At 65.0% G+C, this 15,556-nt stretch carries 14 protein-coding genes; 8 read left to right on the top strand and 6 right to left on the bottom strand.

The window, feature by feature from the left end:
* The first annotated feature begins 208 nt into the window (after positions 1 to 208).
* A complete protein-coding gene (locus L0U84_RS00480) occupies positions 209 to 2,107 on the top strand; it encodes a DUF3857 domain-containing transglutaminase family protein (RefSeq protein WP_233846194.1) in 1,899 nt (632 codons plus the stop codon).
* A gap of 11 nt (positions 2,108 to 2,118) precedes the next feature.
* Here the strand turns inward: L0U84_RS00480 and L0U84_RS00475 are convergent, their stop codons facing one another.
* From L0U84_RS00475 to L0U84_RS00465, 3 genes are all read right to left on the bottom strand, one after another.
* Positions 2,119 to 3,156, bottom strand: coding sequence for a serine/threonine protein kinase (locus L0U84_RS00475; protein WP_233846192.1), 1,038 nt, complete (start codon positions 3,154 to 3,156; stop codon positions 2,119 to 2,121).
* 219 nt (positions 3,157 to 3,375) lie between these two features.
* Positions 3,376 to 3,588, bottom strand: a complete 213-nt coding sequence (locus L0U84_RS00470; RefSeq protein WP_129956764.1) for a hypothetical protein — start codon at positions 3,586 to 3,588, stop codon at positions 3,376 to 3,378.
* Between the two features lie 234 nt (positions 3,589 to 3,822).
* The gene (locus L0U84_RS00465) at positions 3,823 to 3,987 is read right to left on the bottom strand and encodes a hypothetical protein (RefSeq protein ID WP_233846183.1); all 165 of its coding nucleotides are present in this window, start codon (positions 3,985 to 3,987) and stop codon (positions 3,823 to 3,825) included.
* A 20-nt stretch (positions 3,988 to 4,007) separates the two neighbouring features.
* Here L0U84_RS00465 and L0U84_RS00460 point away from each other — a divergent pair, with 20 nt between their 5' ends.
* The 4 genes from L0U84_RS00460 to L0U84_RS00445 all read left to right on the top strand — a co-directional run bounded on the left by L0U84_RS00460 (position 4,008) and on the right by L0U84_RS00445 (position 11,713).
* Positions 4,008 to 7,190, top strand: a complete 3,183-nt coding sequence (locus tag L0U84_RS00460) for an efflux RND transporter permease subunit (RefSeq protein ID WP_233846175.1) — start codon at positions 4,008 to 4,010, stop codon at positions 7,188 to 7,190.
* Positions 7,191 to 7,293: 103 nt separating this feature from the next.
* Positions 7,294 to 8,613 carry an efflux RND transporter periplasmic adaptor subunit gene (locus tag L0U84_RS00455; protein ID WP_233846167.1) on the top strand — a complete coding sequence of 440 codons (1,320 nt, stop codon included), beginning with the start codon at positions 7,294 to 7,296 and terminating at the stop codon, positions 8,611 to 8,613.
* 8 nt (positions 8,614 to 8,621) lie between these two features.
* Complete coding sequence (locus L0U84_RS00450) at positions 8,622 to 10,226, top strand: efflux transporter outer membrane subunit (protein ID WP_233851882.1); 1,605 nt, start codon at positions 8,622 to 8,624, stop codon at positions 10,224 to 10,226.
* 305 nt (positions 10,227 to 10,531) lie between these two features.
* Positions 10,532 to 11,713, top strand: coding sequence for an MFS transporter (locus L0U84_RS00445; RefSeq protein WP_442794019.1), 1,182 nt, complete (start codon positions 10,532 to 10,534; stop codon positions 11,711 to 11,713).
* A 48-nt stretch (positions 11,714 to 11,761) separates the two neighbouring features.
* On the opposite strand, the gene L0U84_RS00440 is transcribed toward L0U84_RS00445, so the two are convergent.
* Positions 11,762 to 11,935: a hypothetical protein gene (locus L0U84_RS00440; protein ID WP_233846163.1), complete on the bottom strand. Its 174-nt coding sequence runs from the start codon at positions 11,933 to 11,935 to the stop codon at positions 11,762 to 11,764.
* A 101-nt stretch (positions 11,936 to 12,036) separates the two neighbouring features.
* On the opposite strand from L0U84_RS00440, the gene L0U84_RS00435 reads away from it, so the two are divergent.
* Positions 12,037 to 12,219, top strand: coding sequence for a hypothetical protein (locus tag L0U84_RS00435; RefSeq protein ID WP_129956759.1), 183 nt, complete (start codon positions 12,037 to 12,039; stop codon positions 12,217 to 12,219).
* Between the two features lie 101 nt (positions 12,220 to 12,320).
* Here the strand turns inward: L0U84_RS00435 and mgrA are convergent, their stop codons facing one another.
* Positions 12,321 to 13,364: an L-glyceraldehyde 3-phosphate reductase gene (gene mgrA / locus L0U84_RS00430; protein WP_233846161.1), complete on the bottom strand. Its 1,044-nt coding sequence runs from the start codon at positions 13,362 to 13,364 to the stop codon at positions 12,321 to 12,323.
* Between the two features lie 227 nt (positions 13,365 to 13,591).
* Here mgrA and L0U84_RS00425 point away from each other — a divergent pair, with 227 nt between their 5' ends.
* Entirely contained in the window at positions 13,592 to 13,798 is a 207-nt protein-coding gene (locus L0U84_RS00425; protein ID WP_129956757.1) for a DUF3185 family protein, read from the top strand.
* Positions 13,799 to 13,828: 30 nt separating this feature from the next.
* On the opposite strand, the gene L0U84_RS00420 is transcribed toward L0U84_RS00425, so the two are convergent.
* Positions 13,829 to 14,590, bottom strand: coding sequence for a phytanoyl-CoA dioxygenase family protein (locus L0U84_RS00420; protein ID WP_233846159.1), 762 nt, complete (start codon positions 14,588 to 14,590; stop codon positions 13,829 to 13,831).
* Positions 14,591 to 15,161: 571 nt separating this feature from the next.
* On the opposite strand from L0U84_RS00420, the gene L0U84_RS00415 reads away from it, so the two are divergent.
* Positions 15,162 to 15,539 carry a hypothetical protein gene (locus tag L0U84_RS00415; protein ID WP_233846157.1) on the top strand — a complete coding sequence of 126 codons (378 nt, stop codon included), beginning with the start codon at positions 15,162 to 15,164 and terminating at the stop codon, positions 15,537 to 15,539.
* Positions 15,540 to 15,556 lie beyond the last annotated feature (17 nt).

Raw genomic sequence — 15,556 nt, 5'->3', positions numbered from 1 at the left:
ACGCTGGCGATGCCTTTCAATTGAGAATCGTTATCATTACACAGTTAAGTGTTTTGCTCAATGTCGGCTGACGGCCGGCACGCCGTGCATACCCGCCAGGCAATCTTTCGATCGCTTCCAAATGCGCGCCAGCCGCTTGACATCCGCGCGGCGCGAAACGACGCTAGCTGGCGATCCCGTCAACGCCGTCGTCCGGATACCTGCCGTCATGCGACTCTGCCTCGTGGTCCTTGCCTTCGCCGGCTGGCTGGCCGGCATTCACGCCGCGAGCGCGAGCGTGCCGGTCAAACTGGACGACCCCTACACCAACGAAGGCGAGACGCAGACCTTCACCGTCAACGCGGACGGCTCGTATGCGAAGCTCGATTCGATGACGCTGCGCGTGAACAACGAGGCCGGCGTCGAGCGGGTCGCGCAGCAATACGTCTGGTTCAACCGCAACATGGCCGACGTGCAGATTCTCGATGCGTACACGGTCACCGCCGACGGCAAGCGTCACGACGTTGCGCCCGAGCAGATCCGCGATGTGCAGGAAGTTCGCTCGTTCGACGCGCCGATGTTCCAGGACATTCAGGAGAAGGTGATCGTGTTCCCCGCGGTGGAACCCGGCGCGCGCGTGCATCTGACGTACCGCAAGACGCAGCGTCAGCCGATCGTGCCGGGCGAATTCAGCGACTTCACGCCGCCCGACCTCGCACCTACGCGCAACTTCCGCCTGATCTACGACCTGCCTGCCGACAAGCCGCTGTACGCGGACGCGCGCGGCTTCAGTGCGGTGACGCCGGTCACGCGCGACGGCCGCACGCGCTACGAATTCCGCTACGACAAGGCGCATTTCGACCGGCTCGAACGCGGCTCGGTCGCGTACGTGTCGTACGGTGATCGGCTGATGGTGTCGACCTTCCCGAGCTATGCCGCGTTCGCCGCGTCCTATCGCAGCTCTGCGGCCGACCCGGGCACGCGCGACGCCGCCATCACCCAGCTTGCGCAGCAATTGACCGCGCACGATCACACCACGCACGACGAAGCCAAAACGCTGTACGACTGGGTTCGCCACAATATCCGCTATGTCGCGATCTATGTCGGACGCGGCTCCGTCGTGCCGCACAGCGCGAGCGCGATCCTCGCGAACCGTTATGGCGACTGCAAAGACCACGTCGCGCTGTACGGCGCGCTGCTCGACGCGGTCGGCGTGCGCAACGAGCCGGCGCTGATCAGTAGCGGCACGATCTACACGCTGCCGAGCGTGCCGGGCTACGGCGTCATCAATCATGCGATCACGTGGCTGCCCGATTTGCAGCTATACGCGGATTCGACCGCGTCGAACGTCGAATTCGGCTTTCTGCCTTCGTCCGACATGGACCGCCCCACCGTGCTGATCGACGACGGCGTGCTCGCGCAAACGCCTGCCACCGCGCAGATGTCGCGCAGCACCGACCTTGCGATCAAGATCGAACCGGATGGCTCGGCGAGCTTCACGTATCGGCTTCAGGATGTGGGACCGTACGCCGAGCAGGCCCGCGCGCGGCTGCGCACGCAAACGCCCGCGCAACGCGAGGAATCGATTCAGGCCGAGCTGCGCAACGCGAATCTGCGCGGCACCGCGACGCTGACGACGAGCGACCTCAGCGCGGCCGACGGCCCCCTCACGCTAACGATGAAAGGCACGCTCGAGAGTCTGGTGGTGACCGGCATGACGGCCTCGATTCCGGCCTTGACGAGCCTCGGCGGCGGCGTCGAAGCCGACACGCGCTACTGGCTCGGCGAACGCAAGCGCACGCAGCCGTTCGTGTGCCATAACCTCGCGATCCACGAACGCGCGCGTATCGAGCTGCCCGCGAATTTCCGCGTGCTCGACATGCCGGAGGCGCAACGCACGCAGGACCGCTTCGTCGATTTCACTTCGCAGTACGCGTTCGATCCGCTCAGCAACGTGGTCACGATGACGCGCGACGGCGCTACGCATTTCGACAGCGACGTCTGCACGCCCGATGATTTCACGCGCATGCGTCCCGCGCTCGAAGCGATCGGGCGGGACGTGCGCGCGGAGGTGATCGTCAGATCGACGTTGGTGGAGTCGTCGAACGTGGCGTCGCAGGCGCCTTGAGCGTCAACAGGTCAAACCGGCCACAAAGGCCCTTCCTGCATCGCGCCGATCTGCTCACGCATCTCGAGGATACGATCCTCCCAGTAGCGCTGCGTGTTGAACCACGGAAACGCGGCCGGAAACGCCGGATCGTTCCAACGGCGCGCGAGCCACGCCTGATAGTGAATCAGCCGCAACGTGCGTAGCGCTTCGATCAGATACAGTTCGCGCGGCTCGAAGTCGCAGAAATCCTCGTAACCGGCCAGCAGATCCGTCAGCGCGCGCGACGCCTCCGCGCGCTCGCCCGGCAGCAGCAGCCACAGATCCTGAATCGCGGGGCCCATGCGGCTGTCGTCGAAATCGACGAAATGCGGGCCCGCGTCGGTCCACAGCACATTGCTCGGATGACAGTCGCCGTGCAGACGCAGCGAGCGAATCTCGCCGGCCCGCTCGAACGCGCGCGCGACGCCTTCGAGCGCGAGATTCACGGCGGTTTCCCACGCGGTGCGCAGGTCGTCGGGCACGAAGCCGTGCGCAAGCAGGAAGTCGCGCGGCTCGTAGCCGAAGGTATCGATGTTCAGCGTGGGACGTTCGGCGTAGTCCTGGGTCTGCCCGATCGCATGAATGCGTCCGATGAAACGTCCCAGCCATTCGAGCGTGTCGCGTCGGTCGAGATCCGGCGCGCGGCCACCGCGTCGCTCGAAGACCGAGAAGCGGAAGCCGTCGAAGCTATGCAGCGTGCGGCCATCGAGCACGCGCGCGGTCACGGCTGGAATCTCGCGCGCGGCGAGTTCGGCGACGAACGTGTGCTCTTCGAGAATCGCCGTGTCGCTCCAACGCTCGGGACGATAGAACTTCGCGACCACGGGCGGACCGTCTTCTACGCCGACCTGGTACACGCGATTTTCGTAGCTGTTGAGCGGCAGCAGACGGCCGTCGGTACGCACGCCAGTCGGTGCGAGCACGTTGTCGAGCGCATCGAGCACGGTTTCGGGCGTGAGCCGCGCGAACGGCACGGCGCCATCGGCGCCGGCCTCGGGATGGGAATTGTCGGGAATGGTGTCGTTCATGCCCCGCATTGTGCGCCGCGCCGCGGCTAAAGACGAGGGCAACGACTCGCGATGCGTGAGTTGAATTGCGGGAAATTGCGGGGATTTGCAGCGCGCGCCGTGGATCGAGGCGCGCATCGACCCAGCGCGATGCTGGCGAGCCGATCTCACCTTACAGCATCACTACAGCCCGCACCTGCGTGTCACACGACGGCAATGAGCAACCGGTAAGCCTCTCGTTCAATGCGTCTGCGCGCCGGCCGGACGTATCACGTCGCCGGTATCGATCAGATCTTCGAGGAAAAAGGGTTCGGTATTGAGCTGCTGCGATGCACCGGGTTCGCCGGCGTACCACGCCACCATCGCCATGTCCCCAAGAATGCGCATGACGATTCCGCGCGCGCCTTGCGGCACGGCGATATGTACCGATCGGACAATGGAACCGACTTCCATGATATTTCCCCGCTTCCCTTAGCCGGCTTTATGATTTCACGCCGGTCGAGGTGATGATAAAAACGCAGCTTCGCATTGGACGTTGCGTGCGCACTTAATCTGCTGCGCGCCTGGCGCGTGAGAGGTTCGAGTCATTGTTCCCGCTTTGCGGGGCTTTGGGAAGGCGAATAGAAGGCTTTCACCAGTCGTTTCGCCCTATTCCCATTACGCTGCGCACGGCCGATGATCTCGGCGTCAGACGTCGTAATGAAGACCATCATAAACCCTGCGGGGGGAGACATCAAAAACGTGCATCCCCAGAACGATCTGAAAGATGCGGGCGCCGCGCAGCTTCGCGCCTGCCTTCGCACCGACGTGCGCGCCTCGGTTGCCGATCCGCGCGGCGCGGCCGCCGCTCATTTCATTCGTCTGCGCTAGTCATGTGGATCGTTCGTCTCGCGCTGCGACGCCCCTATACGTTCGTCGTGCTGGCGCTGCTGCTGCTGATCGTCGGACCCCTGACGATTCTGCGCACACCTACTGACATCTTTCCGAACATCGATATTCCGGTGCTCTCGGTGATCTGGTCGTACAACGGCCTGCCCGCCGACGAAATGGAGCGGCGCATCACGCTGAACTATGAGCGCGGCTTGTCGGTGGCGGTCAACGATATCGAGCACACGGAATCGACGTCGCTGAACGGCATCACGGTCATCAAGATCTTTTTCCAGCCGGGCGCGAATATCGACGAAGCGCTCGCCCAGGTCACCGCGCTGTCGCAGTCGCAAGTGCGCTCGCTGCCGCCCGGCATCACACCGCCGTTTATCCTGCGCTATAACGCGTCGACGGTGCCGATTCTGCGGCTCGCGCTGTCGTCCGCGTCGCTGACCGAGCAGGAGCTGTACGACTTCGGCAATAACTTCCTGAAGACGCAGCTCGCCACCGTGCCGGGCGCATCCGCACCGCTGCCGTATGGCGGCAAGCAGCGGCAGATCATGGTCGATATCGATTCGCGCAAGCTGCAGGAGCGCAATCTGTCGCCGATGGATGTGGTCACCGCGGTCTCCGCGCAGAACCTGATCCTGCCTTCGGGCACCGCGAAAATCGGCTCGACCGAGTACTCGGTCGAGATGAACGGCAGCCCCGATTCGCTCGCCGGTCTGAACAACATTCCGATCCGCACCACCGCGAACGGCACCGTCTATATCCGCGACGTCGCGCACGTGCGCGACGGCTACCAGCCGCAGACCAACATCGTGCGCGTGAACGGCCAGCGCGCCGCGCTGCTGACGATCAACAAGAGCGGCAACACGTCCACGCTCGATATCGTCGACCGCATCAAGACGATGATGCCGACGCTGCGCAATCTGGTGCCAGCGTCGCTGAATATCGACCCCGTCGCCGACCAGTCGCTGTTCGTGCGTGCCTCGGTGCAGGGCGTATTGCGTGAAGCGCTGATCGCCGCCTGCCTGACGGGCCTGATGATTCTGCTGTTCCTTGGCAACTGGCGCGCGACGCTGATCATCGCGGTATCGATTCCGTTGTCGATGATCACGTCGATCATCGCGTTGTCCGCGCTCGGTCAGACGATCAACATCATGACGCTCGGCGGCCTCGCGCTCGCGGTCGGGATTCTCGTCGACGATGCGACCGTCGCGATCGAAAACATCAGTCATCAGCTCGAACAGGGCAAAACTCTCGAACAGGCGATTCTCGACGGTGCGCATCAGATCGCGATTCCGACGCTCGTATCTACGCTGTCGATCTGCATCGTCTTCGTGCCGATGTTTCTGCTCACGGGCGTCGCGCACTATCTGTTCATTCCGCTCGCCGAAGCGGTGGTGTTCGCGATGCTCGCGTCGTACTTCTTCTCGCGTACTCTCGTGCCGACGCTCGCGAAGTATCTGCTGCGCCATCACCACAAGCCTGTGGATTCACATCACGCACCGGTACAAACGCGCAATCCGTTCATGCGCGTTCACTACGCGTTCGAGCGCGGTTTTTCGCGTTTGCGCGAGCGCTATCGCGGGTTTCTCGAAGCGCGTGTCGCGAAGCCGGGCCTGTTCGTCACGCTGTTTCTCGTGTGCTGTTGCGTGTCGCTGCTGTTGCTGCCGTTTATCGGCCGCGACTTTTTTCCTGCCGTCGATGCCGGCACGATCGCGCTGCACATGCGCGCGAAAACCGGCATGCGGGTCGAGGAAACCGCGGTGCTGACCGATCGCGTCGACGCGCGCATCCGTCAGCTGATTCCGGCCGGCGAACTGCATTCGATCATCGACAACATCGGCCTGCCGGTGTCGGGCATCAACCTTTCGTACAGCAACACGGGCACGATCGGCACCTCGGACTCGGACATCCTGATCACGCTGAACCCCGATCATCATCCGAGCGCCGGCTATGTGCGCACGTTGCGGCGTACGCTCAGCGACGAATTCCCCGGCGTGCAGTTCGCGTTTCTGCCCGCCGACATCGTCAGTCAGACGCTCAATTTCGGCATGCCGTCGCCGATCGATATCCAGATCGTCGGCCGTGAGGTGGCCGCCAATCGCGCGTTCGCCGCGAAGCTGCTGAACCGTCTGCGCACGGTGCCGGGTCTTGCCGATGCACGCATCCAGCAGCCCGCCGATCTGCCGCGGATCTTCATCGACGTCGATCGCACACGCGCGCAGCAAGCAGGTTTTTCGCAGCGCGATATCGCGAGCGACCTGCTGATCACACTGTCGGGCAGCCAGCAGACCACGCCGACGTTCTGGCTCAATCCGCGCAACGGCGTCAGCTACAACGTGATCACCGAAGCGCCGCAATACACGATCGATTCGCTGCAATCGCTCGCGAACATTCCGTTGAACGCCAACGGCCGCACCAACATTCTCGGCTCGCTCGCGACGATGCGCCGCGAAGCGGGCAATGCGGTGCTCACGCACTACAACGCGCAGACCACCATCGACATCTACGGCACCGCCGACGGCCGCGATCTCGGCGGCGTGTCCGACGACATCCGCAAGATCATCGACGAGTCGAAAGCCGAGTTGCCGAAAACCTCGACGATCGAACTGCGCGGCCAGGTGCAAACGATGAACGAGTCATTCTCGGGCCTGCTTGCCGGTCTGCTATTCGCGGTGCTGCTCGTGTATCTGCTGATCGTCGTCAATTTCCAGTCGTGGCTCGATCCGTTCATCATCATTACCGCGCTGCCAGGCGCGCTCGCGGGCATCGTGTGGATACTGTTTCTCACGCACACCACGCTGTCGATTCCTGCCCTCACCGGCGCGATCATGTGTATCGGCATCGCGACCGCGAACTCGATTCTGGTGATCAGCTTCGCGCGTGAACAGTTGCTGCTGCACGGCGACGCGACACGCGCGGCGATCGAAGCGGGCTTCACGCGTTTCCGCCCGGTGCTGATGACCGCGCTCGCGATGGTGATCGGCATGGTGCCGATGGCGACCGGTCTCGGCGAAGGCGGCGAGCAGAACGCGCCGCTCGGACGCGCGGTGATCGGCGGCCTCGCGGTCGGCACGGTGGCCACACTGATCTTCGTGCCGGTCGTGTTCTCGATGATCTATCGACGGCTCGCGGCACGGCATCAACGTGCCGCGGAGCATGTGGTGCAGAAGCCATGAACATCCGGCACGCGATGACCGTACGAGCCGGCACGCGCAGCGCGCGGGACCACGACACAAGAGGCGGCACCGACTGCCCATGCGATTTCGAAGGGGAAGTTTGATGGAAGCAAAACGTCCCGACGGCTCGGGTTCGGGCGCTGGTTCGAACGGCCACGCCGCGCATGACCCGGCGAAAGTGCGAAGCACGCGCCTGCTCATGATCGTGGCCGCGGTCGCGGTACTCGCACTCGCCGCGCAAGGCATCTGGTCGCGTCACGATGCGCATGCGGCGCTCGAGCGCGATGCCGAGCATGCGAGCCAGATGAGCGTCGAAGTCGTGCAGCCGCAGAAGTCGACGGCCGGGCTCGATCTCGTGTTGCCCGGCAACGTGCAGGCCTTTCTCGACACGCCGATCTACGCGCGCACCAATGGCTATCTGAAGAAGTGGTACGCCGACATCGGCGCGCGCGTGAAGGCCGGCCAGCTGCTCGCGGAAATCGACACGCCCGAAGTCGACGACCAGTTGCGCGCCGCCCGCGCCGATCTCGCGAACGCCGAAGCGAATTACGCGCTCGCGAAGAGCACTGCGGATCGCTGGACGGATATGTTCAGGAGCAAGTCGGTGTCGAAGCAGGAGACCGACGAAAAAGTCGGCGACATGCTCGCGAAAAAAGCCACGCTCGACGCCGCACGCTTCAACGTCGCGCGACTCGAAAAAACGCAATCGTTCCAGAAGGTCTATGCGCCGTTCGACGGCACCGTGACCGCGCGCAACGTCGACGTCGGCGCGCTGATCGACGCGGGAAGTTCGGGCGGTCCCGCGAAGGAGCTGTTTCATGTCGCGCAGGCGGACCGGCTGCGCGTCTACGTGAACGTGCCGCAAGCCTACGCGCAGCAGGTGCGCGCTCAGCAAAGCGCATTTCTGACGCTGACCGAGACGCCGTCGCGGCACTATCCTGGCACCGTCGCGCGCACCGCGGGTGCGGTCGATCCGCAGCAGCGCACGATGCTCGTCGAAGTCGACGTCGATAATCGCAGCGGTGAGCTGTTGCCGGGCGCTTATGCGCAGGTGCATTTCGCGCTCGGCGCGGGCACGGCGTCGTTCACGCTGCCGGGCAATGCGCTGCTGTTCCGCCCCGACGGCGTCAAGGTCGCGACCGTCGATCCGCAGCACAAGGTGAAGCTGCTGCCGGTGTCGCTCGGCACGGACTTCGGCACGCGCGTCGCGATCGTGTCGGGTTTGCAGGGCAACGAGCAGGTGATTCTGAATCCGCAGGATTCGATCGTCGATGGTGCGCCCGTGCGGATCGTGCCGCGCAAGGCGGAAGGCGGTGCGGCTTCGGAAGGCGTCGCTGGAGCGGCCGGTGCGACCGGCGCGACCGGTGCGGCGGCCGGTTCGCCGGCGACGCGAGGCGCCGCGCGGCCGGCCGCGAGGACGTGATCATGAAGATGTCGGTTTTGCGGAGCGCGCTTGCGTCATCGGCTCGGTTCGCGCCGGGGTCGGCGAGGGTTTCCATTCGCGCATCGGCACTCGTGCTTGCGCTCGCCGGCACGCTCGGCGGCTGCACCGTCGGCCCCGACTACGTGAAACCCGCCGCCGTCACGCCGGCGACCTGGCGCGAACTCGAAGGCACCGGCTGGAAGCCCGCGCAACCCGCCGACACGCTCACGCGCGGCGCGTGGTGGCGCATCTACGGCGACGCCTCGCTCGATGCGCTCGAACCGCAGGTCGCGAGCGCGAACCAGGACGTGCGGGCCGCCGAAGCGCGCTTTCGCGCGGCGCGCGCGAGCGTCGCGCAATATCGCTCGCAATTCTTCCCGGTGGTCGCCGCGGGCGCCCAGTATTCGCGCACGAGGACCTCGGAGAACGTGCTGCATAAATCGACCGCCGGGCTCACGCTGAACGACTATCTGGTGCAGGTCGACGCGTCGTGGGAACCCGATCTGTGGGGCCGCGTGTCGCGCAGCGTCGAAGGCGCGAAGGCCGGCGCGCAGGCGAGTGCCGCCGACGTCGACGCGGCGCTGCTGTCGATGCAGGCCGAGCTCGCCACCGATTACTTCGAGCTGCGCGGACTCGATCAGGAGCGTCAACTCCTCGACGACACGATCAAGGCCTACCAGGAAGCGCTCGAACTGACGCAACATCGGTACGCCGGCGGCATCGCGACCGACGCCGACGTCGCGCAGGCGCAAACGCAGTTGAAGACGACCCAGGCGCAGGCGCTCGACCTCGGCGTGCAGCGCGCTCAGCTCGAACACGCGATCGCGATCCTGATCGGCCAACCGCCGTCGACCTTCACGCTGGCGGTCGCGCCGCTCGTCGCGGTGCCGGTGGTCGCGGCGACCGGCGTGCCGTCCGGATTGCTCGAACGGCGTCCCGATATCGCGGCGGCCGAGCGGCACGTCGCCGCGATGAACGCGCAGATCGGCGTGGCCACCGCGGCGTTTTTCCCGAACCTCGTACTGGCCGTGACGGGCGGACTCGAAGCGACCAACTACAGTCAGTGGCTGCTCGCGCCGAGCCGGCTATGGTCGCTCGGACCGACGCTCGCGGGCACGCTGCTCGACTTCGGCGGCCGCGCGGCCGTCAAGGAGCAGGCAAGCGCGCATTACGACGAAAGCGTCGCGCAATATCGGCAGACGGTGCTGAACGCGTTCGGCCAGGTCGAGGACAATCTCGCCGCGCTACGCGTGCTCGAACAGGAAGCCGCCGCACAGGACGACGCGGTCGCGTCCGCGCAACGGGCGCTGGCGGTCGTGTCCGACCGCTACAAGAACGGCGCGATCACTTATCTCGACGTGGTCGTCGCGCAGACCACCACGCTCACCAACGAGCGCAACGCGGTCTCGATCGCGCGCCGCCGGATGGCCGCGAGCGTCGCGCTCGTGAAGGCGCTCGGCGGCGGCTGGGATACGTCGGCACTGCCGGGCGACGACTCGCCGGGCGACGATTCGCCGGGCGACGACTCGCTGGTGCATCCGTCGACGGCGACTTCGGGAGCGGCGTCGGCGCCGGCAGCGGTGCCAGCCAGCGAAGCCGCGACGCACGGCTAATACGGTCGCAACGGCGAGCGTGGCTAGCGCGGAGAGTTTGGCGCGCGACATGCTGCCTGTGACGCGCTGCGGGAACACTGCAGCGGCATCGTCGCGCGCGCCGGCCGGCCTGCTTGCACGTAAACGTGCCCGCGCGGCCGCCCCAATACGCGTTTTCAACGTATCCTTAACACTTTTGCGCGTTTCCGTGTGACCCAAGGAGTTCTGTTGTGACCCTGCCGCCGCAATCCCAGCGGACTGCATCTGCCGTTCCCTCCCCCGCCGCAGCTTCAGCCGCTTCCGCCCGCGCCACCGCCGCGCCGAACATCCCCTACCTCGAACGCGGCTCGCGCGCGTACTGGCGCGCGAGCGTCGCGCTGCTGTTCGCCGGCTACGCGACGTTCTCGCTGCTCTACTGCGTGCAGCCGTTGCTGCCGTCGTTCTCCGAAGCGTTCAACGTGACGCCGGCGCAAAGCAGTCTGTCGCTGTCGCTATCCACCGCGGCGCTCGCGCTGGCGATTTTCGTCGCCGGTTTCGTCTCCGAGGGTTGGAGCCGGCACAAGCTGATGACGCTATCGCTGACGGTGTCGTCGGTGCTGACCATCGGCGTATCGGTCGCGCCGCACTGGCATCAGCTGCTCGTGCTGCGCATGCTCGAAGGGCTCGCGCTCGGTGGCGTGCCGGCCGTCGCGATGGCCTATCTCGCCGAGGAAGTGCATCCCGACGGTCTCGGCCTCGCGATGGGTCTGTACGTCGGCGGCACGGCGATCGGCGGCATGGCCGGGCGGGTGATCACCGGCGTGGTCGCGGATCTGTTTTCGTGGCGCGTCGCAATCGGCACGATCGGCGTGCTCGGCCTGTTGTCGATGCTCGCGTTCCGCGCGCTGCTGCCGCCGTCGCGCCATTTCGTGCCGCGTCGCGGGCTCGGCTTCGCGCATCACCGCACGCTGCTGCTGCGCCAGTTCACGCGACCGGGCCTGCCACTGCTGTTCCTGCTCGGCTTCGTGCTGATGGGCAGCTTCGTCACGCTGTACAACTACATCGGCTACCGGCTGCTCGCGCCGCCGTATCGGCTGAATCAGACCGAGATCGGCGCGATTTTCATCGTCTATCTGACTGGCGTGGTCGCGTCGCCGTGGTCCGGGCGCATGGCCGATACGTTCGGCCGCGCGCGAGTGCTGATCGCGAGCCTGCTGCTGATGGCGTTCGGCCTTGCGCTGACGATGCTGCATCCGCTCGCGGCGATCGCGACCGGCATCGCGTGCGTGACGTTCGGCTTCTTCGCCGGGCACTCGGTCGCGAGCGGCTGGGTCGGGCGTCTGGCGAAAGACGCAAAAGGCCAGGCCGCTGCGCTGTATCTGCTCGCGTACTACATCGGCTCGAGCCTGGTCGGCTCGTATGGCGGCAATGTGTGGGCCGCTCATGGCTGGAACGGTGTCGTCGGGCTGGTCGGTGCGCTGCTCGTGATCGGCTTGATCGCGGCGAAGCGCCTGCGCGGACGCGAATAATCTGGCGCAACGCTCGCGCGGCGCGGTGCAAGCGCGAGCCGCCCGCAATCACCTATCCCGCATGGATCGACGAAAAAGCGAAAGGATCGCGTAAGCGAGCGTTTCATCTTTTTCGTCGCGTTTTGTTGCGCCGCGCCAATCGCCGCGCGCCCCGCCGCACCGGGGTTCAGCAGCTTGCGAATAAGCGCCGACGCGCAACGTTGCGCCATCGCGCCGCTTCATCTGTCTCCTATACTCGATTCGTGCACTGGCGCCGCATGATTTCGAAGCCGCAGCCTCTACCGGAACGACATAGCAACCATCCTGCATGGGAGGAGACGAATATGACCTACTTTACGATCGGCGATTTCATCCTGGTCATTCCGATGGCGTTGGCGGGCGCGCTATTCGTTGGCGCACTGCCCTGCAAGACCGAGGTGCGACACAACGCGCTGCGTGTGCTGGGCGCGCTGATCGGTGTGATGTGCGCGGTGGCGCTGGTCGAGGGTCTGCCGGCGCTCGTGTAGCGGCGCGGGCGCAGCACCAACTAAAAAGCCGCACGCTGAGCGTGCGGCTTCGTTTTGCCGTTCACCCGGCCGCCCGCTCGCGCGGACGGTCCGTTGCGCGATCAGATCGCCTGATCAGTCGACGGCTTTTCCCACAGGTTGACCCCGCCTTCGGTCGCATAGCGATCGATTTCGGCGAGTTCGTCGGCCGAGAACGCGAGGTTCTTCAGCGCGCCGACGTTCTCGCGCACCTGCTCCGCACGGCTCGCGCCGATCAGCACCGAGGTCACGCGCTGATCGCGCAACGCCCACGCGAGCGCCATCTGCGCGAGGCTCTGACCACGGCGCTGCGCGATGTCGTTGAGCTTCCTGACGTGTTCGATGTTCTGCGGGCTCAGATGCTCGTCTTTCAGCGAACCGCCGCCGGGCTTGTTGACGCGCGCATCGGCCGGTACGCCGTTCAGGTACTTGCCGGTCAGCAATCCCTGCGCGAGCGGCGTGAACGCGATCGCGCCGGCGCCGACTTCGTCGAGCGTATCGAGCAGGTCCTGTTCGATCCAGCGATTCAGCATGTTGTACGCCGGCTGATGGATCAGGAGCGGCACCTTGTATTCGGCGAGCAGCTTCGTCATTTCGAGCGTCTTCGCCGACGAATACGACGAGATGCCGATATACAGCGCCTTGCCCTGCTGCACCGCGCTGGCCAATGCGCCCGCGGTTTCCTCGAGCGGCGTGTGCGCGTCGAAGCGATGCGAATAGAAGATGTCGACGTAGTCGAGGCCCATGCGCTGCAGGCTCTGATCGAGGCTCGCGAGCACGTACTTGCGCGAGCCGCCGCCCTGGCCGTATGGACCGGGCCACATATCCCAACCCGCCTTCGACGAAATCAGCAGCTCGTCGCGATACGGTTTGAAATCGTCCTTGAACAGACGGCCGAAATTGGTTTCCGCGCTGCCGTACGGCGGGCCGTAGTTGTTTGCCAGATCGAAGTGCGTGATACCGAGGTCGAAGGCGGTGCGCAGGATGTCGCGCTGTGTCGAGATCGGGGTGGTGTCGCCGAAGTTGTGCCACAGGCCGAGCGACAGCGCCGGCAGTTTGAGACCCGACTTGCCGCAGACGCGGTATTGCATGTCCGAATAGCGTTCTGAAGCTGCTTCGTAAGCCATTGCTAGTGTCCTTGTCGATGAGATCGCCCGAGGATTGCGGGCGTGAGGATTCGCGCGTTGCGGGAGGCGTGCTGCTCGGGAGATTTGTTGTTGTGGTGTCGTTGCGGTGCGGCCAGACCGCTATGTTAGCCAATCGCCGTGGCGCTTGCAGGCACCCAGTATGCGGGATGGACGCGCACGCACGGCTCACCTACACTCTGGCCGGTTCAAGTTGATGGGAGGTGCAGATGACGAAAGCGATTTCGATCGCGCTGATTGTCGGCGGTATCGTGCTGCTGTATTTCGGCGGACAGGCGTTCAACTCGGTGAGCAGCGACGTGTCGCGCTTCTTCACCGGCTCGCCGACCAACAAGGCGATCGTGCTGATCGTCGCGGGTGTGGTGGCGACGCTCGCCGGGTTGACCGGAGTCGCGATGTCGGGGCGCAAGCGCTGAGCGTCGGCGCGAGGCCCGCGACGAAAAAAACTAGAACGCGATCTCGGGCTTCGCGGCCGAGCGCGTGCCGGGCAGCGGCACGTTGCTCACGCCGTGATAGGTGAACACCAGCGAGAACTTCACCTCATTGCTGAGATTCTTGCCGGCCGAGTGCAGCGTGTTGCAGTGGAAGAACACCACGTCGCCGGTTTTCAGCTCGGGCGACACCGCGGTGCGGATCGCGGCCTCGTTCTCCGCGAGATCCGCGCGGAAAAATTTCGCTTCGTCGAAACGCTCGGACGTGAACGCGGCGCTGTGCGATTGCGGCACGAACCATAGCGCGCCGTTATCGACGGTTTCCGGGCCGACCGCGAGCCACACCGACACCAGATCGTCGCGCTCGAACGACCAGTAGCGCACGTCGCGATGCCAGCCGGTCAGGCTGCCGTACGCAGGGTGCTTGGTCATCATGCAGTTGTGATGCGCGCGCGACAGACGCGGCTCCTCGCCGAAATACAACTCCATCCAGCCGCGGATTTCCGGCGCGGTCGCCCATTGCGCGAACGCGGGATGACGGCCATAGGCGTCGAGCAGGCGCCGCACCGTATGTCCACCCGGCGCATCCTTCGATGACGGCGCGCCCGGATACTGCAGATCCGCTTCGAATTCGATCGGCGTCGCCGCTTCCTGCAGCTGACGCTGCGCGACGCGCTTCAGCTCGTCGCAACGCTCGGGCGACACGAGTCCGGACACGACGACAAAACCCTGCTCCCGCAACGTTTGAATCTGCTCTTTCTTCGAATGGAGTGACATGGCGTTCCGTTACTGTCGACTAACTGATGTTCGATTGTAAAACGGGCGCGATCGCGGTGCGTCGTTTCGCGACGAGTGGCTGTTGCGTGCTGCGGATGTTTTGCTCCGCTCGCCTTCGCGTTTCGCGGCGCGCCCATGCACCGGTTTCAGGCGCGCGGCGCACTTGGACCGCACATTCGCTGGGCAAACGCGCACGCAAATCGCCCGCAAAGGCTGGGGTCGGACTGACATCGGCGACGTTTCTATCCAGCAGATATCCGGTCTCGCAGGGTAATAACCCGACTTTCTGACGTCACGATTCCCGTGTAGCCTGCTCGCATGTTGATCGTCGCTTACGCAGTTTTCTGTAGTGCGCAGGCCGTCAGGGCTCGTGCCGTCGGTTTCTCCGCGTTGTACCTTCGCTGCGCCTTGCGTCGTGTTTCGCGTCGCGCACTCCCGCGCCACGACCCGCACCGAGTTTCCGGCTTTCAGACCGTTCATCGCAACCCCGTCATTGGCACATATGGTGCTGTTTGTCCGTGCACATCCGATGCACGTGACGACGTGCGGTTCATTGCCTAAATGTGAAGCCATGCATACTCTTTTGAGCACCCGTCTTACCCGCGCCGCGCTGAAAGCGGCGCGCCCCGCGCGCCGTCATATGATGCGGGCGCTGCGCCACCATGCCGCGCGCACCCGCGCGCTCGGCGAGCAGTGGCGTGACGCGAAGGCCGTCGACGGCTTCCGCACCTGGTTCCATACGTTCTTCTCGGCGCTGCGCCAGCAGAGCGGCACGCGCCGTCTGTCGCTGCGTACGCTGCTGCGCAAACCGACGCCGTTGCGCCTCGCGGTCGCGAAACACGCACCGGCGGAGCGCACGCCGGCGGAGCGCACGCCGGCGAGTCGTCGGCCGCGTCGGTTGTCGACGAGCAGCAGCGGGTGGTTCGCGTTCGTGTTTGCGAGCCGGTGAGTTGCAGTTGCGCGTTG

The organism is Paraburkholderia sp. HD33-4 (genome assembly GCF_021390635.1).
Taxonomy (GTDB): Bacteria; Pseudomonadota; Gammaproteobacteria; order Burkholderiales; family Burkholderiaceae; genus Paraburkholderia.
This window is presented reverse-complemented; position numbering and strand designations above follow the sequence as displayed.

Excerpts from the sequence above, each read along its gene's own strand:
- mgrA (WP_233846161.1), bottom strand. The coding sequence starts at position 13,364 with ATGGCTTACGAAGCAGCTTCAGAACGCTATTCGGACATGCAATACCGC.
- L0U84_RS00480 (WP_233846194.1), top strand. The coding sequence starts at position 209 with ATGCGACTCTGCCTCGTGGTCCTTGCCTTCGCCGGCTGGCTGGCCGGC.
- L0U84_RS00470 (WP_129956764.1), bottom strand. The coding sequence starts at position 3,588 with ATGGAAGTCGGTTCCATTGTCCGATCGGTACATATCGCCGTGCCGCAA.
- L0U84_RS00455 (WP_233846167.1), top strand. The coding sequence starts at position 7,294 with ATGGAAGCAAAACGTCCCGACGGCTCGGGTTCGGGCGCTGGTTCGAAC.
- L0U84_RS00460 (WP_233846175.1), top strand. The coding sequence starts at position 4,008 with ATGTGGATCGTTCGTCTCGCGCTGCGACGCCCCTATACGTTCGTCGTG.
- L0U84_RS00435 (WP_129956759.1), top strand. The coding sequence starts at position 12,037 with ATGACCTACTTTACGATCGGCGATTTCATCCTGGTCATTCCGATGGCG.
- L0U84_RS00450 (WP_233851882.1), top strand. The coding sequence starts at position 8,622 with ATGTCGGTTTTGCGGAGCGCGCTTGCGTCATCGGCTCGGTTCGCGCCG.
- L0U84_RS00475 (WP_233846192.1), bottom strand. The coding sequence starts at position 3,156 with ATGAACGACACCATTCCCGACAATTCCCATCCCGAGGCCGGCGCCGAT.
- L0U84_RS00425 (WP_129956757.1), top strand. The coding sequence starts at position 13,592 with ATGACGAAAGCGATTTCGATCGCGCTGATTGTCGGCGGTATCGTGCTG.
- L0U84_RS00440 (WP_233846163.1), bottom strand. The coding sequence starts at position 11,935 with ATGAAGCGGCGCGATGGCGCAACGTTGCGCGTCGGCGCTTATTCGCAA.
- L0U84_RS00415 (WP_233846157.1), top strand. The coding sequence starts at position 15,162 with ATGCATACTCTTTTGAGCACCCGTCTTACCCGCGCCGCGCTGAAAGCG.
- L0U84_RS00465 (WP_233846183.1), bottom strand. The coding sequence starts at position 3,987 with ATGAGCGGCGGCCGCGCCGCGCGGATCGGCAACCGAGGCGCGCACGTC.
- L0U84_RS00420 (WP_233846159.1), bottom strand. The coding sequence starts at position 14,590 with ATGTCACTCCATTCGAAGAAAGAGCAGATTCAAACGTTGCGGGAGCAG.